Origin of the sequence: Methylocystis sp. JR02 (assembly GCF_030063565.1) — a bacterium.
In the GTDB taxonomy this organism is placed as follows: Bacteria; Pseudomonadota; Alphaproteobacteria; order Rhizobiales; family Beijerinckiaceae; genus Methylocystis; species Methylocystis iwaonis.
This window is the reverse complement of the sequence record NZ_JASIRC010000001.1, coordinates 2,276,684-2,301,347: the sequence shown is the minus strand read 5'-3', so window position 1 is coordinate 2,301,347 and position 24,664 is coordinate 2,276,684. Positions and strand designations below refer to the sequence as shown.

Genomic DNA, 24,664 nt, shown 5'->3' with positions numbered 1-24,664 from the left:
TCGCAATGTCCTGGCGTGGATGCCCGCGACAAGCGCGGGCATGACGCGGCTCCTGGCCTGCGCCTCAGGTTCCCGACGGCGCCGTCCAGGGGTAGGTCCAGGTCTCTGTCAGCGTGCGCCCATTGGCGCGCAAAAAGAGCCGCAGATCGGCGGTGTCGCCGGGCTTCACCGAGACGTCGAACAGCGCGCGCAACCCGTCGATATGTTGATTGGCCGTCACGCTCGCCCGCAGCACACGGCCGGAGGAGGTGGAGGCGATCGCTTCGACCTGCGCCGGATCGGAAACATAGTAGCTGAGGTCGCCGCCGGCAAAATCCACGAGGAAGCGGCGCGCGCCGGGATTGTTTGGTTCGGACGAGCCCAGCGCCCGCGCCGGCGCTTCGAACGTATGGACAACGCGTCCGTTCGGCGCGAGTCGCGGCATGTCGAGCCCGGCGGTGACGCGATAGGCGAAGGAGAAGGGCTTGTCGGGCTCGGGGGGCGTCGCGGGCGCCCAGCTCGCCACGATATTGTCGTTGGTTTCGTCCGGGGTCGGCAGCTCGATGAGCTCGACGCGGCCCTCGCCCCAATCGCCGACGGGCTCGACGAAATAGCTCGGCCGGTTCTGATAGGCGAGGTCGAGGTCCTGATAGGATTCGAAGGTGCGGTCGCGTTGCAGCAGGCCGAAGCCGCGCGGATTGCGATCGAGAAAGGACGACATGCGTTCGCGCGCCGGATTGCCGAGCGGGCGCCACAGCCACTCGTCCGAGCCGGTGCGAACCAGCAGCCCGTCCGAATCATGCAACTCGTCACGAAAGCCGTCGCGCACGCGGCGGTCGTTTTCGCCCGTGAGATACATGGAGGTGAGCGGCGCGAGGCCGAACTTCACGCCCGCGCGGCGCGGAAACAGCGTCGCCTGCACGTCGAGCGTGCTTTCCTGTCCGACCGTCAGATCGAAACGATAGGCCCCCGTCACTGCTTCGCCGTCGAGCAAAGCGTAGATCGTGATGTGGTTATTGCCCGAAACCGGCGTCTCGACCCAGAATTCGCGGAAGAAGGGGAAGGTCTCCCGGTTCGTGCCCGCTTCGACGCAGAGCGCGCGGGCCGAGAGGCCATATTGCTGATCGCGGCCCAGAAAGCGGAAATAGCTCGCGCCCAGAAACGAGATTGCCTCGTCCTGGACATGGGGATCATTGACCGGGAAATGCAGGCGGAAGCCCGCGAAACCGGTGTTGACGGCCGGCGCCTTATCGAGCTTCAGCCTGCCATAATCGAACATGGCCGGCGAATAGGGGATCGGCGCGGCGATGCCGTCGCGAATCGTGTTGATCGTGACGGCGCGGCGGTAGAGGAAGCCCAGGTGAAAGGTGTGGAGCCGGAAGCCGCCAGCGAGATTGGAAAACAGCGCGTGGTCCGGCTTGTAGCGGATGTCGCGCCACGTGTCGAAATCGAGCGCATCGAAAGGGTCGGGCAGGCGCGGCGCCGCGTCTTCGAAGGGCGCCCGGGCGAGATCGCGCGCGCGCGCCACGACTTCGTCGAAGCCGAATTTCGGCGTGAGGCTCTGGCTCAGCCCATTGCCAGGAAAGGCGATCTGCGCCCCTGACGCGGCCAAGGCGCCAATCATCTGGCGCCGGGTGATGTCGATCATCTCTCAATTACCGGAGCGGCGCGTGTTTTCTGCTCGTGTCGTTGCAGGGCGCGGCTGACGCTGCTGTAGCGACAACGCTCCGGTTACGCAAGCCGCGGCTGCTTGCGGCGCTCTTTGGGCGCCGCCGCGCCCACGCTGCGCAAGGGCCGAAAAAATTCCCGACAAAGGTCAAAAAAGGCTTGTGTCGGATCGAAAAGGGCGTATCTACAGCCTTGCCCAAATCGCACGTGCCTGTGGTCGTGTGTCGGTCGGCGGGGATCCGGACAAGAGGCCGGTTAACCACCGTAAAAAAACCGGCAGCCGGAGGCGAACCGGCGAACTCCGCTCTCAGCGGAGGATCGCGACTTAAAGCAACGACGGACCGGGCTTTTTTGGTCTCTGTCAGCCCTCCAAAGGCTGGCTTACCGAAGAGGCTTGTCTTTCTTGCCGGGCGTGCGGAAAGGGTTCTTCCCCTTCCAATCGAGGCTGTTCTGATACCGAGCGACATGCGTCTTCGCATGTTTTTCGTTGTCCGATTGGCCGACGGCGCATCACCGGATTGTTCGCGCGCAAGCGTGGCGATCCTGGATTGCTGGCGCATTCAACCGTCGTCGCGTCTCCACCACGCGCGCGAGGGAACGGCGTCGTGCATCCGCCGAAGCAAACTGGTTCCTGGCGCGGCTCGACCCGCGCCCTTCGAAGGGGATGCCGCAATGACGGACCGTATCCAAGAATTCCTCGCCGAGCGCCGTCGCGCCGGCCGCGACACGGGTCCCTGCCTCGTCGTCGATCTCGATGTCGTGCGCGAGAACTATCTCGGCTTCGCCAAATCGCTGCCAGACACGCGCGTCTTCTACGCCGTGAAGGCCAATCCGGCGCTGGAAGTGCTCTCGCTGCTCGCGTCGCTGGGCTCCTGCTTCGACACGGCCTCGCTGGTCGAGATCGAGCAGGCGCTCGCCGCCGGCGCCACGCCTGATCGCATCTCCTTCGGCAACACGATCAAGAAGGAGCGCGACATTGCGCGCGCCTTCGAGTTCGGCATCCGCCTCTTTGCGGTCGACTGCGTCGAGGAAGTCGAGAAGATCGCGCGCGCCGCGCCGGGCTCGAAAGTGTTCTGCCGTATCCTCTGCGACGGCTCGGGCGCCGAATGGCCGCTGTCGCGCAAATTCGGCTGCGTCCCGGAGATGGCGACGCGCGTGCTGGAGCATGCGCATCGTCTGGGCCTGCAGGCCTATGGCGTCTCCTTCCATGTCGGCTCGCAGCAGACCGACCCGCGCAAGTGGGACGGCGCGCTGAAGTCGGCGGCCGACATCTTCCGCGACCTCGCGGAGCGCGGCATCAATCTTCAGATGGTCAATCTCGGCGGCGGCTTCCCGACGAAATATCTGAAGAACGTGCCGGCGGTGAAGCAGTATGGCAATGCCATCTTCCGCGCGCTGTCGAAGCATTTCGGCAACCGTATTCCGGAGACGATCATCGAGCCGGGCCGCGGCATGGTCGGCAACGCCGGGATCATCGAGGCGGAAGTCGTGCTGATCTCGAAGAAGTCGGAAGCCGAGGGCGAGCTGCGCTGGGTCTATCTCGACATCGGCAAGTTCAACGGCCTTGCCGAGACGATCGACGAGATGATCCGCTATCCGATCCGCACGGAAGCGGACGGCGCGCCGACCGAGCCTTGCGTCATCGCGGGCCCGAGCTGCGATTCGGTGGACGTGCTCTATGAGAAGGCGCCCTATGCGCTGCCGGTTTCACTCGAGATCGGCACGAAGGTGCTAATCGAGGGAACGGGAGCCTATACGACCACCTATTCGGCGGTCGGCTTCAACGGCTTCCCACCGCTCGAGACCTTCATCATCTGAGCGATTCGTCGCTCGACTCGCAACGTCGTGGCCGGGCGCGTCCCGGCCATCCACGCCAGCGCGATCTTGCATCGCGTGGATGGATGGCTGCTACCCGCGGGCATGACGCTTGATGGAAAGCTGATCCCCTCCGGCAGGCGCCGGCGGCGTGAGAGCAAAACCCCAGTAAACCAGTCCCGTCCGGCGGGCGCATTTATGCGCCAGGCGCGAGGGTCGCTTGTCCTCTGAAGGAGGAACAGATGGCCTTTGAACTTCACACCGACCTTTTCGCGCCCATCGCCGCCCCCGCGGCCCTATCGCGCGCGTCCTTCACGATTCGCGAAGAGACGGCGGCGGATGTCGGCGCGCGCGAGGCGCTGCTGGACGCCGCTTTCGGGCCCGCGCGTTTCCTCAAGACCTGCGAAAGGCTGCGCGAGGGTCATATCCCCGCAGAGGGCTTGGCGCTCGTCGCCAAAGACGATGAGGGCGAGCTGCTCGCGACGATTCGCCTGTGGCCTGTCTTCGCTGGCGGGCGCCGCCCGGCGCTGCTGCTCGGCCCGCTGGCGGTCGCCGAACACGCCCGTTCGCTGGGGCTCGGCGCGCAAATGATGCGCGCGGCTCTGGATCGCGCGACGGCGCTCGGCGATGGCGCGGTGCTGCTCGTGGGCGATGAACCCTATTATCGCCGCTTCGGCTTCGAGCGCCGCTTCACCGAGAATCTGTCGCTGCCCGGCCCGGTGGAGCGCGCGCGCTTTCTGGGGCTGGAGCTCATCCCGGGCGCGCTAGAAGGCGCCAAGGGCCGCGTGAGCGCGGCGCCTGCCGAGGCGCCGCTGGCGCTGCCGCGTGCGGCCTAGAAAAGCGCGAGCGCGTAAGTCGACAGCGGGAAGGCGAGGCCGAGGCCCAGCGCAACGCCGGCGATGACGTCGCTCGGATAGTGATGCGCTGTGGCGATTCGCGACCACGCCATGGAGATGACGAGGACCACCGCGGAAATGCTCATCGCCGGCCAGGCGAGGACGATCGGCGCCAGCACGCCGGTCAGCGTCATGGCGTGGCCGCTCGGGAAGGAGTGCTCGTCCAGCGTCTTCAGCAGCGAGGGCAGGCGCTGATCGACATGGAAGGGTCGCTTGCGGCAGAAGCGGCGCTTGATGATTGGGTAGAGAATATGCAGCAGCGCCGCATTGGCGGCGGCGAGCAGCACGACATGCCAGCCCCGCCAGCCCAGCCCGAGGAAGACGATGGTCAGGAGGATGGGATAGATCCAGCCATTGCCGAGCTTGCTCACGCCGATAGCGAGGAAGCGGATGGCCTTGGGCCGCGCCGAGCGGGAGAAGAGGTGAACGGCGGCTAGATCAGCGTCCAGGAGACGTTGCAGCCATTGGCCGGAGAGGCCGGTTTGCGGGAGGGATGACGCGTCGCGCGTCAGCTTCGCCGCCAGGTCCGTCGTAAACGCCATGACGCAAGGCTAGGGATTTTGCGCTGCGTTTTCGCGACGTTGCGACTGCGTTTGCGTGACGGTTGGATTGAGCTTGCGTGACGGCGCTGTGATGGTTCAGTGACAGCGTGGCCGTATCACCCCGTCATTGCGAGGAGCGAAAGCGACGAAGCAACCAGGGCCGTGATGTGGCTCTGGATTGCGTCGCTACGCTCGCAATGACGGTTTAAGCAGTCCTGTCAGATCGCCTGCGTCGCCTCACGCAGCCACTTCCGCGTTTTCGCGTCCACGAGCGGCGAAAGCGTCTTGCGCACTTGGGCGTGATAGGCGTTGAGCCACGCAGTCTCTTCGGCGTTCATCAACTTTGGCTCGACGCAGTTCAAATCGAAAGGCGCAAGCGTGATGCTCTCGAAGCCATACATTTCGCGCTCGGCGCCGGCGATCTCGCGCTTTTCGACAATGATGAGATTTTCCAGCCTGATTCCATATTCGCCAGCCCGGTAATAGCCGGGCTCATTCGAGAGAATCATGCCCGGCTGCAAGGGCGTCGCGCCCATCTTGGAAATGCGCTGCGGCCCTTCATGCACGGAAAGATAAGAGCCGACGCCATGGCCGACGCCATGATCGAAATCGAGCCCCGCTTCCCACAAATAGCGCCGCGCGAAGGCGTCGAGCTGCGCGCCCGTGACGCCTTTGGGAAACACCGCCCGCGCAATGGCGATATGACCCTTGAGCACGCGCGTGAAATGATCCTTCAATTGTTTCGAGGCGCGCCCGACGACGACCGTGCGCGTCACATCCGTCGTGCCGTCGATATATTGAGCGCCGCTGTCGATGAGATAGACGCCCTTGCCGATCTTGAGATTGCTTTTCTCGGTCACGCGATAATGCGGAATCGCCGCATGCTCGCCGAAGGCGGAGATTGTCGGGAAGGAAATGTCGCGCAGATCGCCGCTCTCGCGGCGGAAGGTCTCGGCGGCTTCGGCCGCTGTGATTTCGGTGAGCGCGCCCTTGGGCGCGGCTTCCGCAAACCAGGCGAGAAAGCGCGTCAGCGCGGCGCCGTCGCGAATATGCGCTTCGCGCGCGCCCGCGAGCTCGGCCTTGTTTTTGACGGCCTTGGGCAGCGCCGCAGGGTCTTCGGCCACGCGCGGCTTGCCGCCGGCGGCGCGCAACGTCTCGACGAGCTTCACGGGCGCGGTGGCGGCGTCGAACATCACTGTCGCGCCGCGCTTGCCGGCTTCCGTCAGATCGCCAATCAACTCGGCAGGGGCGCGCAGCGTGAGGAATTTTTCCAACGTCGCGCGGGTCTTCGCGTCGAGCTTGGCGTCGTCGACATAAAGCGTCGGCGCGCCCTCCTTGGGCAGAAGCGCGAAGGCGAGGACGATCGGCGTATGCGCCACATCGGCGCCGCGAATGTTGAAGGCCCAGCAGATGGCGTGCGGGTCAGACATCAACGCCGCGTCGGCGTCTTTCAGCGCCTCGCGCAGCTTCTTGATCTTGGAGGCGGCGGTCTCGCCGGCGTACCGGGCAGGATGGATGGCGACGGGCCCCATGGGCTCGCTCGGGCGATCAGCCCAAAGCGCGTCGATCGGATTGGCGTCGAGCGGAACGAGCGCGATCTTCTTGCCCTCGACCGCCTTGGCGAAGCGTTCGATCTGGCCGCTCGTATGGACCCAAGGGTCATAGCCGATGCGCGCGCCCTCGCGCGCGTGCTCCGCAAGCCATTTCGAGGGCGCAGTTTCCGAGATGTCGATCGGCGTGAGGATCTTGCCGTCGATCTCCTGGCGCACCTGGATCACATAGCGCCCATCGACGAAGATCGCGGCTTCCTGCGCGAGAACCACGGCAAAGCCGGCGGAGCCGGTGAAGCCTGTAAGCCAAGCGAGGCGCTCGGCGCTTTTGGGCACATATTCGTTCTGATGCGCATCGGCGCGCGGAACCAGGAAGCCGTCGAGGTTCTGGCGCGCGAGCTCCTCGCGCAGCGCGGCGATCCGCGTGGCGCTGTCGTGAGAGGAGGAGGCGTCGGCGAAGGATTGGAATTTTGCTTCGAACATGAAGCAAAGCTAGTTCGGGAAGAGATTATGAGCAATGGCTGTCGCCGCTGCAAGCGCCCCCTCCCTGTCCCTCCCCCGCTATCCGCGGGAGAGGGCACGCTCGCGATCGGCATTGTGGATGAAGGCTACAATCTGCTCCCTCTCCCGCGTTAGCGGGGGAGGGCTGGGGAGGGGGCTATCTCAGCCGCAACGCCATCAGCGCTTCATCGAGATAATCGCCGTCGCCGAGCTTCGCCGCATGGGGCTCGACGCCATAGGTCGTAAAACCCCAGCGTTCGTAAAAGCGCTTCGCCCGTGCGTTCTCGTCGACGACGGTCAGCATGACGATCTCCACCCGAGAGCGGGCCTGTTCGAGCAGGGCTTCCATCAGCCGGTCGGCGGCGCCGGAGCCGCGATGCGCGGCGCGCAGATACATGCCCCAGAGCAGCGCCTTGTGACCCAGCTTCGCGCCCGAGAAAAAGGTGAGCCCCGCGGCGCCCGCAAGCGCGTCGCCGGCAAAGTATCCGACGACGAAATCACGCTCCAGCCGAGCGGCCTTCTCCGCACCGCCGACGCCCGCCTCGTCCTGCGGCGCATAGCGAAAGCAACGCGGCTCGAGGCGGAAGGCCTCCAGCCGCAGATGATGGAACGCCTCCGCATCCGCAGCGAGGAGGCGGCGGATCGTCACCGCGCGCCGCCGCGTCTCAATACGAGCGTGGCCCAGCCGTCGATGTCGCCGCGCTCGGCGAGCGAAAAGCCCTGGGCGCGATAGGCCGAGAGGACGCCGGCGACGTCGCGGGCGAGGAGGCCCGAGAGCACCAGCTCCGCGCCCGGCCCGGCGGCTGCGGCGATGGAGGGCGCGAGCAGCCGCAAGGGCTTGGCCAGAATATTCGCAAAGATGAGGTCGTATCTGCCCGCCATGGCTTCATGCCGCAGCCCCACGGCCACGACCGGCCGCACATAGGCGCCGGCGTCATTGGCCACGGCGTTGGCGCGGGCGGTTTCGACCGCGACAGGGTCGATGTCGCCGCAGGCCACAGGCTGATGCAGGAGCTTCGCCGCGGCGATCGCCAGCACGCCGGTTCCGGTGCCGACGTCGAGCACGCGGCGGGGGCGCCGGCGTTTTAAAACGCGATCAAGCGCGCGCAGGCAGCCGAGCGTCGTGCCGTGATGACCTGTGCCAAAGGCCAGCGCCGCCTCGATCTCGACGCCGATGTCATTCGCCCGCACCCGGCCGCGATCGTGCGAGCCATGCACCAGCACGCGGCCGGCGCGCACCGGCTCCAGCCCGGCGAGCGACTTCTGGACCCAGTCTTCCTTGGCGATCTCCGAAAATTCCGCGCGGGCCGCAGTCTCGGCGTCGGTCACCACCTCGATCAGCGCGCGGATTTCATCTTCGTCGGGCGCCTCGGCGAAATAGACCTCGACTGTCCAGACGGGGCCGTCGTCGACCTCGAAGGCGCCGGCGGCGGTCTCGGTGGGGTCGAACGTCTCGACGATGATGTCCGCGACGGCGCGGGCGCGCCGCTGGTCCGTGGAGAGGCGCAGCACATGGCTGGCGCCATTGGGGGGAAGGCCTTCGAGCATAAGGCGCGCTTAGCACGGCGACCCGGGGCGCGTCACCATTTAGGGCGACGATGGGTTTCGGGATTGCCAGGGGAGCGCTATTATTCGCGCATGACGGAGCTTCTCGATCGGGCTTTCAAGGCCGCGCGCAACCTTCCTCCCGCGATGCAGGATGATTTGGCGCGCGCCATCATGGCGATGACGGGCGAGGTTACGTCCGTCGTTCAATTGACGGCCGAGGAGGAAGCGTCTTTCGACGAGTCCTACGCCCAGGCGGCGCGCGGCGAATTTGCCACTGACGAGCAAATCCGCGCGATTTGGGCGAAGCACGGTCTGTGAAGCTTCGCTATACACGCCCGGAGACCCGTACTCCCGCTTAAGACGCGCCGTGGCGACGGGCCGTGAGGCGCCGCTCTCACCCTCCTTTCCCGCATCGCTCTCGCCCTGTATGGTCGCGCTCGTAAGGGAGCGGAAATGACCGAAAAACTAACGGTTTGTCTCGTTGGGCCCAAGAAGGGCGGCAAGTCCTCGCTTCTGGCGTCGCTCGTCGATTGCGTCGCGCAGAGCGCCTTCGGCTATTCGCCCCGCTTGCGGCCGGCGCTGCAGCCGATCTCGCAGGCCGAGTTCGCCGCCGGGCCGGCGGATTTGCGCCGCGCCGATTTCTTCGCGGCCGAGAAAGGCGATTATGAGCGCCTGAAACAGGAATTCTCGGACGGCGGCGTCGCCACCGACACGCTCAACACTTACGAATATTACTTCCGTCTCTCGGTGAATGGCGAGGCGCCGCCCGAAATCGTGACGCGCGGGCCCTGGCTGCTGGAGATCGTCGACTCGGCGGGCGAAATCGCCGCGCCGCCGGATGGCGCGGAGGTCGCCATTCTCAATGACGTGAAAGCCAAGCTCGCGCGCCAGATGCTGGAGGCGGATGCGCTGGTGATGGTGCTGCCGCTGGTGCGGCTCGACGACTCGGCCTGGATGGGCGCGCTGGCGCGGCTCATCGACCGCCTTGCGCTTGCGCGCGAAAAGAAGATCAAGCGCCTCGTCGTGGTCTTCTCACAATATGAGCGGCTGTTCACGCGCCTGGGGCCGAGCGCCTTCACCTATGCCTGCGACCCGGCGGTGGCGTTGCATGTCTTGCGCAAATCGCTGCGCTCGGCGCAATGGCTCTCGCGGCTCAGGGCGCTGGACGCCGTCGGCGTCTCGGTGCGCTACACCGTCTGCTCGGCCTATGGCTTCGTCAAACGCTTCCAGAACCCGAACATGGACCCGCACCAGCCGGGCGAACGCCGCTTCCGCCGCGCTGGGCTCGAGGGCGCGCGCGTCCATAGCGAATATTGGCGACCGTTTCTGACCGCCGAGCCCATTCTCTACGCCGCTTTGGGGCTCGACAGCGCCTTCACCTTCTCCCACGCGCAAATCGACGCGATAGAAGAGGAAATTCAGGCGACTGCAATTCTTGCTTAATGAAACCTTCCTATTTGTCGTAAAACGCAAAACGACATTGTGAGGGGCGGTTTTATGGCGAGCGGCGCGTCGTCCGGCGGCAGCGACGAGATCATCACCTTCCACCGCCTGCATTACGGCAAGCTCGGCGAGGGCGACGAGCGGCGCGTGCCCGCCTCGGCGGGCTATGCCGTCACGCGCCGTTCCGCGGGCCTCGATCACGCCTGGGACCCTTATCTGTCGCCCTTGCGTCTCGCGGGCCTGCGCCGTTTCGAGCCGGACGCCATCGCGGTTGGCGCGCGCGGCGCCGGGTGCCTGATTGCGCGGGCCGTCGGCGATAGCATTATTTTCATGCGCGCCCGATTCCGGCCCGAGGATGGCGAGCGCGGCGACGGACGCCTGCATCAGCAGTCGGCGATCCTGGTCGGCGCCTTCGAGGCCTTCCGGCGCAACCCAGCGGGCTGCCTCTCCATCGCCGCGCATGATCTGCGGGCGCTGCCTGATCTGGCGAGCGAAGACGCGGCCGCGCGGCTGAACGAGCCGCCGCTCCGCTGGCGGGTGTCGCGGCCCGATCCAGCGGACGTGCGCCGCATCGTGGAGCAGGCGCCCTGGGCCTTTCGGATGCTCGAGACGTTGCTCGACGGCGCCGATAGCGGGGCCGACGCCTCCCGTGATTTCGGGCCGCAGGATTTCGCCGACGAGGGCGCTTTCCTCGCCGGCGTGGGCCTGGTGCTGGAACTTCTGCCCCCGGCCTATCCGCGCTGGCGCGACGTCAGCGTCGTTTCGGGCCTCGCCAATCCGCTGCCGGGCCTTTGCTTGCGCTATATCCCGTCCTCGGGACAGGCGCAGGCGGCGGCCTGACCGCCCGCGCAACGCCCCAGAAATGTCATGCAGTTGTAATTCGATCCGGCTAAGTAGTTGTACCACCAACGCTAATGTCGGTTGTCAGATGGTCCTTCACCTGCACCATGTTCCCGGGCGATTGCGGGTCTGCCTCGCAAATCTCATCGGCCATTCGCGCGCGATTATCCCCCTCCATTCCGCGCTGCTTGCTGTTCCCGGCGTGAGATCCGCCTCGATCAACGCCCACACGGGCAGCGTCACGGTGCTCTATCACCGGGCCGACTTCGATTTGGAGGCCTTCTGGGCGACGCTGCGGCGGCAGGGCTGCCTCAGCGATCAGGCGAGCGGCGAGCCTGAAACGTCACGCAGCGCCGACTCTGTTGCGACGGTCGCGGCTTCCGGGCTTGGCCAGGCCCTGGCTTCGGCGTTGGTGAAGAGCCTGTTCGACCGCTCGGCGCTTTCCCTGGTCAAATTGCTGACCTGATACTCGTTTCCGTTTGAATAGCGCGCATTGGGCGCTTGTCATTCCCGACGGGCCAAAGGCCCGATCGGGAATCCAGAGCCAATAAAAGCGCTGGTTTGGCTCTGGATTCCCGTTCGCTGCGCGAGTGGCGGGACGTCCAACCCTCACATGACGTGTCCGATCCTTAAAACTATTCGCGCGTCACGCGGTCACGCGCGCTTGAATGCGCTTTCCCTGGAACTATCGTTTCGTCAAAGAGCCCGGCCCTATGCGGGAAAAGCCCGATGACGAGACATCATGGATTCCATGTTGCGCACGCCACGCCTCGGCGGCTGCGACTCCAAGCGCCGCACAAACGCGGTGACCGTGAATTTTTCAGGTCTGTGCAAGACCAGTTGTCGCAGTGGCCGGACGTCGAGCGCGTTGTCGTCAATCCGCTTTCGACGAGCGTCGTGATCCATTCTCCGGACGCCGGAGCCATTCTCGATCTGCTGGAATCGAGCGGCATGCTGCGGGCCATGGAAGCCTCTGTGCGCGAAGAAGCGCCCCGGCCGAAACAGCCGGGCGCGAAGCCCCAGGCGCATCTCCAGCGCAGGAGCCCCGGCCGGGTCAACATGGCGCGGATTTCCGTCTTCGCTGTTGTCGGGGCGAGCGTCGCACTCAAACTGGCGCGTGGCAATAGCGTGGCCGCGGCGGCCATGGTCCTGCTCTATGGCGGCCGGGCGGCGCAACGCTGGTGGGTTTCCTATCAGGAGGGGCAGCGCGCGGCCTTGCCTTTGCGGCAGTTTCCGCCGCCCGCCGGCGGCAGGTGAGATCGCGTCGTCGGCTGTGCGCAGCTCTGCCTAACTAAAAGATTTTAAAATGTTTTAGGCGCTGACGCGCCTTGAAGGCGCAACGCGGATGCGCACATGACTGGTGTGAGATCCGTTGATTGGTTCGGCGTCATTCCCGACGCTTGCATAGCGAGCGATCGGGAATCCAGAGCAAAACCAGCGCTTCTGCGGCTCTGGATTCCGGCTTTCAGCCCGCCGGGAATGACATCCCCCAGTGCGAGCCATTCAACCGGAAAGGGATCGTTCGATCCCATCCTGAAGGAGTACGGCAATGGCGCTGTTCGAAGACCTCATGGAAGAAGCATTGGGACCCGTGGCGATCGGCATCGGGGCGCTTCTTGTCGTTCCGGCGTTGTTCCCCTCGGTCGGGCGCGCGCTGCGGCCGGTAGCCAAGGGGGCGATCAAGACCGGTATCTCTGTCTATGAGAGGACCGTCGCCACCATCGCCGAAGCGACGGGCGATCTCGTCGCCGAGGCGCGCTCAGAGCTCGAAAGCGAATCGCATCGAGTCGCGGGGCCGGAGCGCGGAGGGACACACGGTCACGCGCACGCGCCCACCTGATAGCAAGCTGCGTGACACAAACGCCGCCGAGGGACGCGCCCTCGGCGGCGTTTTTTTGAGAGCCGTCACATCCGCGCGACGACGACCAGCCGGCGCACCTCGCCGCGCTTATAGGCTTGCAGGAAGGCGCTATAGTTTCGGAACGAGACGCAGCCGTTGGAATCCCCGTTCGGGCCGAGCATGAAGGTATGGGCGAGGAGACCGGCGCGCCCGTAGATGTTGTCTCCGCCGATGGGCGTGAGCCGAAGCGCCTCCACGCCATGGAAGAGCGCCTCGCGCGGCGTGAGCGCATAGACGGTCGGCGGGGTCGGGCCCTTCATCCGGACATGGACGAAACGCGGATCGTCGAGATGCGGGCCGAGGCCCGAATGCGCCTCGAGCCTTGTTCCATCCGGCATGTAAACCGTATGGGCGGAGATGTCGTAGACCGCCGTGCCGGCGCCAGCGCGGGCCGTTGCGCTCGATTGAGGGGGGACGGAAGGCGCGACTGCGCTGGTCAGTCCGCCAAAGAGGCCGCCGGTCGATTCCTGCGGCGCATAAGCTAATGCCTGGGCCTGTCCCTGCGCCGGGGTCGCCTGCTGTCGACGGCCGCGGCCGAGGGGGACGGGCTGAGGCTGGCCGGCTTGCTGTTGTTGCTCGGCGCCGGCGCCGCCGAAAATCTTCTCGAAGAAACCGCGGTTGTCCGCCGGCGCGGGCGCCGGCTCGCTCGGCAGCGCCGCCTGGCGTATGGGCGCTTCAGGCGCGCGGCTCACGGAATTTTTCAGCTCGGCCGGGCGATGCGGCGGCAGCGGCGCGCCCGTCTCCTCGGCAACGTCGGACGGTGGCGGCTCGACGCTCTCGTTTGGCGTGGCCGGCTCGACCCTGGCCTCCAGCGCGGCGGTCTGTTGCGGGGCAGGCGCCGTCGCGACGGCGCTGCGCGCCCAGGGGCCGAGCCCGACGACCATCGGCCCATAGGGATGTGGGCCCTGGGTCGGCTGCGCGGCCCCGGCGAGGACTGGGGCCGGCGCCGGGCGCTGATGAAGCCCTTGCCAAGCGGCCAGCAAGCCCAAGGACAATACGCCCGCGCCCAGCACGGCATAGGCAAGCGGCCGGCCGTGATCGCGCGACAATAAGCCGTGTAGATGGGTTTTCTTCAACGTCCGCCCCCGAAAGCATCGCTGGGGCGCGCCACTTGTGGCTTAGGGCTTCGACGAATCGATGCTCCGGACCCGGACTGGCGCGCGCAATAGCGTCACGGCAACACTCTGGAAAAGCATCGCGGCCTTGCTTGGGCTCAATTCGGGCGAATTCTTGGCTGTAAACAGGCGCTTCGGGGAACGGCGCCGGAGCAGGCAGGGTGGGAAGGTCCTGCCTGCTCAGTCGTTTACAGGTGGGAAACCACCGCGAGGCGCCGGATTTCGCCTCGCTTATAGGCGTTGAGGAAGGCGTCGTAGTCGCGGAAGGAGACGCATCCGTTCGAGTCGCCGTTGGGGCCGAGCATATAAGTATGCGCCAGCAACCCCGCGCGATTGTAAATCGCCCCGCCGCCGCCGACAGGATTGAGCCGCAGCGCCTCGACGCCATGGAACAGCGCCTCACGCGGCCTCAGATCGTAAACATGCGGCGGGGTCGGACCCCGCATGCGCAAATGCACATAGCGCGGGTCGTCGAGATGCTCGCGCAGGCCGGAGTGGGCCTCGAGCCGCTGGCCGTTCGGCATATAAACCGTGCGGGCGGAGATGTCGTAGACCGCCGTGTAGCGGTCGAAGCGCGCGCTCGGGTTCGCCGGCGCCACGGCGCTGTGCAGCCCGCCGAAAAGCCCGACCGGATCGGAAGGGTTGGCGTAGGCCATGGCTTCCTGGCGGTGGGCCGCCCGCGGCGCGGCGGCCTGGGGCGCGCCGCCGAACAGCCGCTCGAAGAAGCCGGGGTTGTCAGACGGGGTCGCCGGAACGGCGGTGGCGCCCTCGAGGCGCGAAATCCGGCGCGGCGCCGGCTCCGGGCGCGCGGCGAGCGGCAGCTCCTTTGGCGCCTCGGGCCGCAGCGCGGCCGAGAGCTCGGCGGGCCGGCGCGGCGGAGTGGGCACATCCGCCGTGACATGAGGCGGCTCGACGAGAGCGGCGCTGACCGTGCGCAATTCGACCGGGCGCGTTGGAGGCGCCGGCGGCGCGGGAGCCTTCGCCAGCGGCGCGGGCGTCGCCGCCTCGGCCTCCGCCACAAAACGGAACGGCTGTTTCGCGCGCGCTTCGCGCGGCGCAAAGGCGCTCGCCGCATGGGGGCCGATGTCGGAGAGATAAGAGCCGCGCAGGCCAAGGTCCTTGACGCCCGCGGCCTCGGCGTCGGGCGCCGGGTCGAGGGGCGAGTGCGGGAAGAGCAAGGCGCCTGTCAAGAGGCAGATGCTCATCGCCCCGAGCGCCGGAATGATCCGGCGAAGCTCTCGGGATGAAAAAACGCGAGGATACAGAACCATGTTACGCATGGTTCGACGCTAGCGCGGGGTGCTTTCGGAATGGTTTACGGAGGATTATCCGAAAAGATGCGATTCGACTAAAATTGGATAAGGTTAACGGCGCTGCGAAGCGCCCCGAATGTCACCCGGTAGCGAAGGTATTAAATTCACGTAGGATTTCTGCAAACCTTACGTCTATCTGATCTGGTGATAGGTGTTTTATAATTTGAGCGGGTGTAATAGACACCCCGTATTTTGATTGCAGTTGACGATTGAGAGACGCAAGTATTTGCTTCCCTGGTACAATAAAAAGGCGTTTCTGCAGACAACTCCAGTCTGAATCTAGATTTCTTATGGTTTCAGTAACAACTGTTGCGCTATCGCGCCCATATTTGTTCCCTAAGAACTGAGATCTGTGAGATATAATTTGAGCGCTCACCTCAGGTTTAACTTCGTTTGTACAGCCATCTAATAGCTTAATCACTGTTTCGTCCGTGACGGTTGAATCGGCAGTGCTCTCAGCTCGCTCACGCAAGCGCTCGTTTACAGCCTTTCTGATCGCGTCCGGAACCAGTAAGTAGTTTTCAATTTCCTTAGCCCCTAGTATATGGAAACATTTAACCGTGGTACGCATATTAGACACAAGTTCGTCTACCTCCTCGTTGCACCGATAGTCTCGGTCGAGTAAGGCAGCGATGGATATCTCTGCTCGTAGCACTTTCTCAAAAATCCAGGCGGAGTCCTGAATTTTTTGCCTCTGTGTGAAACCGCCTAATGGAACTACCGTTAGGTCTATGTCATTTGCTAACTGCTCCAGTCGCACTCTGGCTGCAAACCTTTTAATTAACTTAAATTCTTGTCCTTCAAGGAATAAGATTTTCTTACCTCTCGATAATTTCGACAGGTGGATGTTTTGGGCCGAGCCGATGCTAAAGAGCGCGTCCTGCAAACCATCTATGTCGCTGATGCGTTTCGCGCTCCGGCGAGCGCGGTTGATTAAGACAACGTCGTCGTGCTCTGCTTCGTTTATAATCTCGACAGAATGCGTCGCCAATATTACTTGTTTTCCAGATTTGCGTAAAAGTGAGAACAATCTGTGTTGAAGGTCAGGATGCAGGTAAATCTCTGGTTCGTCAACGATAAGTGTCGTTGCGTCTCGCGCTCCTATAAGATGTGTAAGAAGCTGCAGCCAAACTTGAAAACCAAAACCCGCCCAGGATAATTCCCGTGGCATTCTATTTTCTTCGCAAAACATAGTCAGTCTCGCCGGGGCATACCCATACCTCTCTGGAGGCCGGATCGACATGCCTGGCCAGGTCGTCTCAACGAGACTCTTAAATTCTTCGAACTCTCCTTCATTGCGATACCAGATGTTTCGGAACATGCGATGTGACAGTCTGGAACCGCGCCACCGTTCGACGTATTCATCCGAGAGGAGTTGCTCATCTTCTTCGAGCGGCCCTAACGTGGGGATCGAATTAATAGCGATGGGGAACTGGCGTTTGAATTGGGATGTGTTTCGTATGGACTGTTGAGCATCGTCAACAATCAAAACGACGCGAGCATTCTCTAGGAAAGAGAGCTTAAGCTTGCGTCCGCTTGCTGTAGTGAACACGATACTTGTTTCTAGCTCTTCCCGATAATCCGCGTGGATATTAGCTATTGAAATCGGAATTACAGATAATGGTACGTCCCAGCCGTCTTGGACCTGGCCCCGTATGGATAGCGGAGTGGGGTTGCGCCGGCCAGCGAATTTAATTGCAGCGGAGAGGGCACGAAAGCCATCCAAGATAGTTGATTTTCCAGCGTTGTTTGGGCCTACAAGCACATTCGTCTGTTTCAAATTTATATTGTATTCTCTAAGACCCTTGAAATTATTAAATCGTACGCTTTTGAACATCGTTGGCTGCCGATTGGTTTAACAGCGCGGTGACGAAGTCGCAGCTTGATTAATCGGGTTCCGGAGCGGCGATGACGGCGAGCAAGGCCGGCGCGCCGCCGATGTCGGCGATGATGACGATGCCCGTGGCGCTATCTGTCCGAATAACGAACAAAAAGGCGTTTCTGGCCGCCTCGGCGCGTTCTCTTGGCGTCCCGCAGCCGACGAGGGCGCGCATCAGGACGCCAAGATTGAAGCCTGCGACGTGGATCAGATAGCGCTTGGCGATGTTCTCGCGACCGCGAAGCCAAGCCCGGCGCATGCCGCCGCCATCCAGCACATGGGCGAAGCTGCGTTCGACCAGCTCACCGCGCTTGCGCATGGCGGCGCGTCCAACGCCCGATTTCAGCCGTGCGCGGTTGGCGTAAACGGCGTCGCGCGCTTCTTCGTCTCCATGCCAGCGCAAATAGCCCTTCGCCGGCAAAGGCTCGCTGATCCGGCTCTTCCACTCGCCGTCGTCAAGGCCTTTCAAAACCTCGCGCGAATGATAGCCTTTGTCCGCGATGATTTCGCAAGGATCGTCCGGCGTCGGCGCGAGGCCGACAGCCGAGAGATTGGCCTTCGCCGTCTCCAGCGTGTCGCCAAGCGTCGTCGTATCGCCCTTGTCCGCCTCGTGGATCGGCGCGGCGACGATCACGCCTGTGTCGAGGTCGACCGCATGTTCCGGCTTGTAGGCGAGATGCGTCGTTCCGTCCTTCATCCGCGCGATCTTCGCCTCGGCGTCCGTGGCGCTCGTCCAATCGTCGTTCGAGAGCTTCTTGCCTTTGCGCTTACGGTCGAAACGCGCCAAATCCTCGGCGTTCGGCGTCGCGATCCCGCTTTCCTTCGCCATGCCCTCGAGCATTGCGCGATAGGTCTCGCCATTGTCGCGCCGCACGATGCTGCGCAGCGCCGCGTTCGCCTCCATGGTCGAGCCGTCGACGCCGATGCGCTCGCCCTTCACGAGGCCGCGCTCGGCGACGAGCTTCAAGATGAAACCGAATACCTTCTCGTGAACCTCATGCGGCAGACGCGAGCGCGTCTTCGACAGCCATGAATGATCCGGGACTTTCTCGCGCGTCGATAGCCGCAAGAAATCCCGCAACGAAAAGGAATCCGCGCAGCGCCATACGATGCCGCGTTCGCTGTCGAGCCCTTCGAAGTAGCCCACCATGTGCATGCGGAAATAGCGCCCTGGTGGCAACGAGGGCGCGCCCATCTTCGCCGCGTAGTAGGGCTTGCAGGCGTTCTCGACGAAAACGTCGAAGCCCGCGTCCAGTAGAACCTTCTGAAGCTCGTCGTAAAATGCGTGCCCCGGAGAGCGCGGCAGATCCGCCCAGCCGACAACCAGATCTTCCTGCGTCCCCGTCTCACGCCGCATCGCCATCGAACCAACCTCGGCCGAATCTCACTTGGAAACGGAATCAGTCAGACGCGACTTCGTCAACGGGCTGTTAAGGATCCGGGGAGTTATTTCGGTCCTTTTTTGCCAGCGCGACGAGCCTTAGCCAACAGTTCGTGGACCAACTAACGGGGGAAAACACTTGCAACAGATCGTTATGGGGTATCAGGCCGATATCGGCGCTATCATTGACCTTCGTTCGATCCGCCCCTAGGACGAGAAAAAACCCACAAGGGAAGACTATGACCCCTGATGCTGGCGATCTCTCCCCCACGCGTTCCTTCCAGGGCTTGATTCTCACGCTGCAAAATTACTGGGCGGCGCAGGGGTGCGTCATTTTGCAGCCCTACGACATGGAGATGGGCGCGGCGACCTTCCATCCGGGCACGACGCTGCGCGCCCTCGGCCCCAAGCCCTGGCGCGCCGCTTACGCGCAGCCGTGCCGGCGGCCCAAGGACGGGCGCTACGGCGAGAACCCTAATCGGGTGCAGCATTATTATCAGTTCCAGGTGATCCTGAAGCCGTCGCCGCCCAATCTCCAGGAGCTCTACCTCGGCTCGCTCGCCGCCATCGGCCTCGACGCCCGGCTGCATGACGTTCGTTTCGTCGAGGACGATTGGGAGAGCCCGACGCTCGGCGCCTGGGGGCTGGGCTGGGAGTGCTGGTGCGACGGCATGGAAGTCTCGCAATTCACCTATTTCCAGCAAGTCGCCGGCTTCGAATGCGCGCCGGTCGCGGGCGAATTGACCTATGGGCTCGAGCGTCTCGCCTGCTATCTGCAGGGCGTCGACAGCATTATGGAGCTGAATTTCAACGGCCGCGACGGCGACGAGAAGGTCACGTATCGCGACGTCTTCCTGCAGGCTGAGCAGGAATATTCCCGCCATAATTTCGAAGCCGCCGACACGGCGAAGCTTTTCGAGGATTTCAAGGACGCCGAGGCCGAGTGCCGGCGCCTTCTCGATTTCGGCGCAGGCTCAGGCGACGAGATGCATCGCATGGCGCTGCCGGCCTATGACCAGTGCATCAAGGCGAGCCACGCCTTCAACCTGCTCGACGCGCGCGGCGTGATCTCGGTCACCGAGCGCCAGAGCTACATTCTGCGCGTGCGCGAGCTGGCCAAGGCCTGCGGCGCCGCTTGGCTGAAGACCGCTGGGGGCGGGGCCAACGCTTAAAACCGCGGGGGGAGCAGCCAGCGCGGCGCTTGCGCCAGGATTTCCAACGCGCTCTCCTGCGTTTTCGTGCGCCTCTGTCTCAGCTTGAAACAGAAGCTTGGCCTCACCATTTTCACGACAAGACGCTTTTCGCCATGCGCGCTGGCGCACATCCGGGCGATGCTGAGCGGGGCATAAACGCGGCGAGACGGGTTGCCGTCTTGCGTTGTGCGGTCGGCGCAACGCGGCGCGCGCCCGCCGGGCCTTGTTCAGGAACCCGAGGTTTCGGCGGTCGCGCGCCTTGACAGCGTGCAGTGTTTGTTCTAGTTGTGTTCTTGTTCTGCTCCCGCTTTTGGCAGGGTCGTCATGCAACGCTTCGCTTCCCCCAGGTCCCGCTCGATCCGCGCTTTTACGCCGCGCGGGCAGGAACTCGATTCTCTCGCGGATTCGGAGGCGCTGCGCGGCCGTTTCTTCTCCTGGCGGGGCGCGAGCGGGCGGCGCTTTGTCTGTTCCGTCTTCCAGCGCGGCGAGGAGGGCTTTGTCTCCGACGTGGAGAGGGGCGCCATCATCGGCGTCGCATCCGACGGCGGCGTCTTGAGGCCGGTCTGCGTTTTTGCGGCTGCGGAGCGCCGTTCCCGCGATGCGCTGCGCAAGGTCGGACGTGAGCTCGCCGTCGTCGAATGGCATGTGCATTTTTGCCCGGACATAGAAGCGGTTCGCGATCTGGCCGGGTCGCTGCTGAATTGAGTGCGTGTCGCGTTTGTCGCGTGCTTGGCCGTAATGAGGCGTTGCGTGAGCGTCGTGCTGCTTGTTCGTAAGCGCGCCCAGTCGACGTAACTGCGTGTTTCCTCAATGGCCGGGGTTCGCCCCGGCCTTTTTTTGCGCCGGGGCCGCGCGACACGAGCATTGGTCCAACCGCCGGACGATCTCCGCCAGCTCGGCGTCGTGGATATCGAGCTGGAGCAGATGTTCATATGTGTTGCGGACATAGGCCGGATTGTCTCCGGCAAGCCCGAGCCCTTCGGCGATGAGCTTTGTCATCTCATCATAGGGGAGGCGGCCCGCATATTGGCAGTGACTACGGTCGACCACATAGGCCAAAGCATTGGCGCACCCGCCCTCCGCGAAGCGGACCCCCACCGTCTTTTCCAGATAGACGGCGGTCACAAGCTCCCGCTCACGCAAATATTGAACAGTTTTTTCGCGCTCTTTCGCCGCCACGCGAAAGGCCACGCCCTGGCAGGAGCCGCCCTTGTCGAGGCCGAGCACAAGACCGGGACGCTCCGGCGTGCCGCGATGGACATGGGAGAAAATACAGAGAGAGCGATGGTAGCCATGGACCCAGGCGAGCGCGCTTTCGACATAGTCGAAGCCCGGACGCCACATCAGCGAGCCATAGCCGAAAACCCAAAGATCGTCGCTGCAGGATACCGTCGCCGCCAAGCTCATCCTCGAACGTGAGTTAAGGCCGGAAGGCCGTCGCGATTCACCGTTCGGTCCCATCTTTTCGGCTGAATCCCTCCAGCGCAATAGGAAAATAGGGAGCCCCCGATTCGGCGCTGTCGCCGCGCGCCGTTCTGCCCACAAGATATTGCGGGCGCTTCCTTGCATTCGTCATTCTTTTGTGGCGCATTTTTGCCTATGAAATTCGAGCGCCTCAGACTTCTTGGCTTCAAGAGCTTCTGCGAGTCGACCGACTTCCTGATCCAGCCGGGCCTCACCGGCGTGGTCGGGCCGAACGGTTGCGGCAAGTCGAATCTCGTCGAGGCCCTGCGCTGGGTCATGGGCGAAAACTCCTATAAAAATATGCGTGCGTCCGGCATGGACGACGTGATCTTCTCGGGCGGCGGCTCGCGCCCGGCGCGCAATTTCGCCGAGGTCGGCCTCGTCCTCGACAATACCGCCCGCCTTGCGCCCGCGGCCTTCAACGACGCCGACACGATCGAGGTCACCCGCCGCATCGAGCGCGAGCAGGGGTCGACCTATCGCGTCAATGGCAAGGAAGTCCGCGCCCGCGACGTGCAGCTTCTGTTCGCCGACGCCGCGACCGGCGCGCGCTCGCCCTCGCTCGTGCGCCAGGGCCAGATCGGCGAGATCATTTCCGCCAAGCCGCAGGCCCGCCGCCGCATTCTGGAGGACGCCGCCGGCGTCGCCGGTCTCCATACGCGCCGCCACGAGGCCGAGCTGCGGCTCAATGCGGCGTCCGAAAATCTCACGCGTCTTGAGGACGTCCTGAAACAGGTCGAGAGCCAGGGCGACAGCCTGCGCCGTCAGGCGCGCCAGGCCGCCCGCTACCGCGAGATCGCCGCCAAAATCCGCCAGAACGAGGCGCTCGTCGCTTTGGTTTCCTATCAGATCGCCGCCGACAGCCTGCGCGACGCCGCAGCGAAGCTCGAAGCCGACATCGCCAATGTGCAAGCGCGCACGCTGGAGCAGGCGGAGAGCGCGAAGTTTCAAGCCATCGCGGCGCATGAATTGCCGAAGCTGCGCGAGAAGGAGGCCGAGGCTGGCGCCGCCGTCCACCGTCTCGTCGCCGCGCGCCAGTCTCTGGAGGCGGATGAAGAGCGCGCCAAGCAGCGCATCTCGGAGCTGGCCCGCCAGATCGAGCAATTCATGCGCGACCTCGAACGCGAGCGCGCGTTGATCGAGGACGCCGCCGAGGTCGCCGAGCGGCTGGAGGAGGAGCGCGCCGAGCTGCTCGGCGCCGACACATTCGACGGCGAGCGCGAGGCCGAAGCGAAGGCCCGCCTCGCCGAGATCGAGGCGGCGCTGGCGGAGACCGAATCGGAACTCTCCGACGCTCAGCAGCAGCTCGCCGGGGTCAACGCCCGCCGCGCCGCGATCGAATCGGCCTTGCGCGATGAAAACCAGCGCGTGGCCCGCTTCGAGGCGGAGCTGACGCGACTCGATACGGAATTCGCCCTCATCGCCGGGCAGGGCGGCGGCGCCGAAGAGGCTGAACGTCTCGCCGAAGCCTTTGAGATGGCGGTCGAAGCGGCCAATGCCGCCGACGAGGCTGCCCAAATGGCGGAAGAGGCCCAGCGCGCGGCGCGCGACGCCGAGGCCGCGGCCCGACAGCCGGTGGAGCAGGCGGCGCTGAAGGCGCAGCGGCTGGAGACGGAAGTCCGCACGCTCGAAAATCTGCTACAGTCCGGCTCGGGCGGGCTCTGGGCGCCGGTCGTTGAGAGCATGACTGTCGAGAAAGGCTATGAGACCGCGCTCGGCGCGGCGCTCGGCGACGATCTCGACGCCTCCGCCGAAACCTCCGCGCCCGCGCATTGGGCCGTCACGCCCGACGCAGGCGATCCGGCGCTGCCGCCCGGGGTCCGCTCGCTCGGCGAGATGGTCGAGGCGCCGCCGGCGCTGCGCCGTCGTTTGGCGCAGATCGGCGTCGTTCTGCGCGCCGAGGGCGAAAGCCTGCGCAAGCTGTTGAAGCCCGGCCAGCGGCTCGTCTCCAAGGAGGGCGATCTCTGGCGCTGGGACGGCTTCACCCAGGCCGCAGAGGCTCCGACGCCGGCCGCCCGCCGCCTCGCCGAAAAGAACCGTCTCGAAGATCTGCGCACCGAGGCCGAACGCGCCCGCGCCCAGGCCGACGCGCTTGCCGAGGAGCTCGACGCCGCGCGCGAGGCCACCCGGCTCGCCGCCATGGCCGACGCCCAGGCCCGCGACGGCCAGCGCCGCGCCCGCGCTCAGGTGGAGGAGGCGCGCGAACGCCACAGCGCGGCCGAGCGGCGCCTCGCACAGATCGGCCAGCGCCTCTCTGCGCTGGAGGAGGCCAAGGCCCAGACGCTCGCCAATCGGGATGAAGCCGCGCAAAAGCGCGACACGCTTTGCGCGCAGCTCGACGGGCTGGAGGAGCCGGCGTCGCTCGCCGGCATGCTGGAGAGCCTGCGCGCCCGCGCCATGGTCGAGCGCGCCCAGGCGGGCGAGGCCCGCGCTGCGCTGACGAGCCTGCGCAACGAGGCGAGCGCCCGCGCCTCCCGCATCAACGCTATTCTCCGCGAGATCGCCTCTTGGGCGGAGCGGCGCGACCGCGCCCAGGATCGTCTCGGCGAATTGGAAGAGCGCCTCGAATCGGCGCGCGAGGAGCAGGAGCGCCTCGCCGAATCGCCCGACGCCTTCCTCGAACAGCGCCGCGCGCTGATGAATGCGCTGGAAGACGCCGAGGCCGCCCGTCGCTCTGCTTCGGACGCGCGCGCCGAGGCCGAAACCCGGCTCGCCGAATCGGACCGCGCCGCCCGCGCCGCGCTCGATGCAATGAGCGCCGCCCGCGAGGCCAAGGCGCGCAGCGAAGCGCAATTGGAGGCGGCCAAACAGCGCGCCGCCGACATCGAGCGCGCGATCCAGCACGATCTCGAAACGACCCCCGCCGCGCTGGCAGGCCTTGCCGAGGTGAAGGAGGGCGACGAGCTTCCAGAGATTGCCGAGGTCGAAAAGCGGCTCGAAATTCTGCGCGCCGATCGCGAGCGACTCGGGGCCGTGAACCTGCGCGCGGAGGAAGAACTTTCCGAGATCGATTCGACCCGCGAGAAGATGATCGCCGAACGCGATGACCTCGCGGAAGCCATCAAGAAGCTGCGCGCCGCCATCGCGAGCCTCAACAAGGAGGGCCGCGAGCGCCTGCTTGCCGCCTTCGACAAGGTCAACGCGCATTTCAAGGAGCTGTTCACGATCCTCTTCGGCGGCGGCTCGGCGGAGTTGCAGCTCGTCGAGAGCGACGATCCGTTGGAGGCCGGCCTCGACATTCTCGCCCGCCCCCCGGGCAAGAAGCCCGCGGCCATGTCGCTGCTCTCGGGCGGCGAGCAGGCGCTGACTGCTATGTCGTTGATATTCGCGGTGTTCCTGACCAACCCCTCGCCGATCTGCGTGCTCGACGAGGTCGACGCGCCGCTCGACGATTATAACGTCGAGCGCTTTTGCGACCTCATCGACGAAATGCGCAAGAAGACCGACACGCGCTTCGTGACGATCACCCACAACCCGATCACCATGGCGCGCATGGATCGACTGTTCGGAGTAACCCAGGCCGAGCGCGGCATTTCGCAGCTTGTGTCGGTGGATCTGGAGCAGGCGGAGAAATTCGCGCTGGCGAGCTGAGGCCATAGGCTTCAGACTGATAGGAATTGACCTTGGGAATTGCGCT

20 protein-coding genes and 1 pseudogene are annotated in these 24,664 nt (G+C 64.6%); 11 read left to right on the top strand and 10 right to left on the bottom strand.

Annotation, left to right across the window (positions count from 1 at the left end; genetic code table 11):
• Positions 1–64: 64 nt before the first annotated feature.
• Entirely contained in the window at positions 65–1,627 is a 1,563-nt protein-coding gene (locus QNA11_RS10960; protein ID WP_283483051.1) for an OpgD/OpgG family glucan biosynthesis protein, read from the bottom strand.
• Between the two features lie 692 nt (positions 1,628–2,319).
• Here QNA11_RS10960 and QNA11_RS10955 point away from each other — a divergent pair.
• Together QNA11_RS10955 and QNA11_RS10950 are read left to right on the top strand one after the other, a co-directional pair.
• The gene (locus tag QNA11_RS10955) at positions 2,320–3,465 is read left to right on the top strand and encodes a type III PLP-dependent enzyme (protein WP_283483050.1); all 1,146 of its coding nucleotides are present in this window, start codon (positions 2,320–2,322) and stop codon (positions 3,463–3,465) included.
• Positions 3,466–3,704: 239 nt separating this feature from the next.
• Positions 3,705–4,298 (top strand): GNAT family N-acetyltransferase, encoded by a 594-nt coding sequence (locus QNA11_RS10950; protein WP_283483049.1) that lies wholly within the window; start codon positions 3,705–3,707, stop codon positions 4,296–4,298.
• On the opposite strand, the gene QNA11_RS10945 is transcribed toward QNA11_RS10950, so the two are convergent.
• From QNA11_RS10945 to QNA11_RS10930, 4 genes are all read right to left on the bottom strand, one after another.
• A complete protein-coding gene (locus QNA11_RS10945; protein ID WP_283483048.1) occupies positions 4,295–4,900 on the bottom strand; it encodes a phosphatase PAP2 family protein in 606 nt (201 codons plus the stop codon). The two genes, QNA11_RS10950 and QNA11_RS10945, sit on opposite strands and share 4 nt — an antisense overlap.
• Positions 4,901–5,118: 218 nt before the next feature.
• Entirely contained in the window at positions 5,119–6,933 is a 1,815-nt protein-coding gene (locus QNA11_RS10940) for an aminopeptidase P family protein (RefSeq protein WP_283483047.1), read from the bottom strand.
• A 175-nt stretch (positions 6,934–7,108) separates the two neighbouring features.
• On the bottom strand, positions 7,109–7,600 hold the full coding sequence (locus QNA11_RS10935) for a GNAT family N-acetyltransferase (RefSeq protein WP_283483046.1): 492 nt from the start codon (positions 7,598–7,600) through the stop codon (positions 7,109–7,111).
• Complete coding sequence (locus tag QNA11_RS10930; protein ID WP_283483045.1) at positions 7,597–8,499, bottom strand: 50S ribosomal protein L11 methyltransferase; 903 nt, start codon at positions 8,497–8,499, stop codon at positions 7,597–7,599. Before QNA11_RS10930 ends, QNA11_RS10935 begins: the two co-directional genes overlap by 4 nt.
• Before the next feature lie 90 nt (positions 8,500–8,589).
• Here QNA11_RS10930 and QNA11_RS10925 point away from each other — a divergent pair, with 90 nt between their 5' ends.
• The 6 genes from QNA11_RS10925 (at position 8,590) to QNA11_RS10900 (ending at position 12,622) form a co-directional block, all read left to right on the top strand.
• Positions 8,590–8,817 carry a hypothetical protein gene (locus tag QNA11_RS10925; protein WP_283483044.1) on the top strand — a complete coding sequence of 76 codons (228 nt, stop codon included), beginning with the start codon at positions 8,590–8,592 and terminating at the stop codon, positions 8,815–8,817.
• A 135-nt stretch (positions 8,818–8,952) separates the two neighbouring features.
• Positions 8,953–9,942 (top strand): hypothetical protein, encoded by a 990-nt coding sequence (locus tag QNA11_RS10920; protein WP_283483043.1) that lies wholly within the window; start codon positions 8,953–8,955, stop codon positions 9,940–9,942.
• Between the two features lie 54 nt (positions 9,943–9,996).
• Positions 9,997–10,782, top strand: coding sequence for a hypothetical protein (locus tag QNA11_RS10915; protein ID WP_283483042.1), 786 nt, complete (start codon positions 9,997–9,999; stop codon positions 10,780–10,782).
• Between the two features lie 88 nt (positions 10,783–10,870).
• Entirely contained in the window at positions 10,871–11,248 is a 378-nt protein-coding gene (locus QNA11_RS10910) for an HMA2 domain-containing protein (protein WP_283483041.1), read from the top strand.
• A 362-nt stretch (positions 11,249–11,610) separates the two neighbouring features.
• Entirely contained in the window at positions 11,611–12,039 is a 429-nt protein-coding gene (locus QNA11_RS10905) for a hypothetical protein (RefSeq protein WP_283483040.1), read from the top strand.
• A 292-nt stretch (positions 12,040–12,331) separates the two neighbouring features.
• Positions 12,332–12,622 (top strand): DUF5132 domain-containing protein, encoded by a 291-nt coding sequence (locus QNA11_RS10900; RefSeq protein WP_202073010.1) that lies wholly within the window; start codon positions 12,332–12,334, stop codon positions 12,620–12,622.
• A 65-nt stretch (positions 12,623–12,687) separates the two neighbouring features.
• On the opposite strand, the gene QNA11_RS10895 is transcribed toward QNA11_RS10900, so the two are convergent.
• The 4 genes and pseudogenes from QNA11_RS10895 to QNA11_RS10880 all read right to left on the bottom strand — a co-directional run bounded on the left by QNA11_RS10895 (position 12,688) and on the right by QNA11_RS10880 (position 18,352).
• Positions 12,688–13,758, bottom strand: a complete 1,071-nt coding sequence (locus QNA11_RS10895; RefSeq protein ID WP_283483039.1) for a DUF2778 domain-containing protein — start codon at positions 13,756–13,758, stop codon at positions 12,688–12,690.
• Between the two features lie 227 nt (positions 13,759–13,985).
• Positions 13,986–14,471, bottom strand: a pseudogene (locus QNA11_RS20745) (DUF2778 domain-containing protein); the annotation flags it as partial.
• Between the two features lie 718 nt (positions 14,472–15,189).
• The gene (locus tag QNA11_RS10885; RefSeq protein WP_283483037.1) at positions 15,190–16,947 is read right to left on the bottom strand and encodes an ATP-dependent nuclease; all 1,758 of its coding nucleotides are present in this window, start codon (positions 16,945–16,947) and stop codon (positions 15,190–15,192) included.
• 49 nt (positions 16,948–16,996) lie between these two features.
• Complete coding sequence (locus tag QNA11_RS10880) at positions 16,997–18,352, bottom strand: transposase (RefSeq protein WP_283481505.1); 1,356 nt, start codon at positions 18,350–18,352, stop codon at positions 16,997–16,999.
• Between the two features lie 257 nt (positions 18,353–18,609).
• Between QNA11_RS10880 and QNA11_RS10875 the strand changes: the two genes are divergently transcribed.
• Positions 18,610–19,542 (top strand): glycine--tRNA ligase subunit alpha, encoded by a 933-nt coding sequence (locus QNA11_RS10875; protein WP_283483036.1) that lies wholly within the window; start codon positions 18,610–18,612, stop codon positions 19,540–19,542.
• A 345-nt stretch (positions 19,543–19,887) separates the two neighbouring features.
• Positions 19,888–20,268 carry a hypothetical protein gene (locus QNA11_RS10870; protein ID WP_283483035.1) on the top strand — a complete coding sequence of 127 codons (381 nt, stop codon included), beginning with the start codon at positions 19,888–19,890 and terminating at the stop codon, positions 20,266–20,268.
• Positions 20,269–20,370: 102 nt separating this feature from the next.
• Here QNA11_RS10870 and QNA11_RS10865 read toward each other — a convergent pair whose 3' ends face one another.
• Positions 20,371–20,970, bottom strand: a complete 600-nt coding sequence (locus QNA11_RS10865; protein WP_283483034.1) for a gamma-glutamylcyclotransferase — start codon at positions 20,968–20,970, stop codon at positions 20,371–20,373.
• Between the two features lie 192 nt (positions 20,971–21,162).
• On the opposite strand from QNA11_RS10865, the gene QNA11_RS10860 reads away from it, so the two are divergent.
• Positions 21,163–24,618 carry an AAA family ATPase gene (locus QNA11_RS10860; protein ID WP_283483033.1) on the top strand — a complete coding sequence of 1,152 codons (3,456 nt, stop codon included), beginning with the start codon at positions 21,163–21,165 and terminating at the stop codon, positions 24,616–24,618.
• Positions 24,619–24,664 lie beyond the last annotated feature (46 nt).